We start from the raw sequence: 229 nt of genomic DNA, 5'->3' as shown, positions 1-229 counted from the left end.
CCTTTATCCTTTCTGCAAAAACACTTGGACAAAAAGTTATCTTAATTGAAAGTACTTATCACTATAATCGGATTATGGAAAGGTTAAATCAAGAATTGAGTAAATCAGAAATCTCAGATGTTTTATATTACATCAGTAATTATGATTTTTATGAAATGTATGGTGACTTTAAATTTGAAAATGTTTTGAAACGTTTTAAAAACGTGATTCAGCCTTATTACAATGAAGA

1 protein-coding gene is annotated in these 229 nt (G+C 26.6%); it reads left to right on the top strand.

The features are described 5' to 3' along the window. The coding region (locus AOA62_RS32185; RefSeq protein WP_218244068.1) for a hypothetical protein at nucleotides 1-229 on the top strand (229 nt) is incomplete at both ends.

Origin of the sequence: Pseudomonas sp. 2995-3 (assembly GCF_002742565.1) — a bacterium.
Taxonomy (GTDB): Bacteria; Pseudomonadota; Gammaproteobacteria; order Pseudomonadales; family Pseudomonadaceae; genus Aquipseudomonas; species Aquipseudomonas edaphica.
The sequence above is the reverse complement of the archived record's forward strand: the minus strand, read 5'-3'. Positions and strand labels throughout refer to the sequence as shown.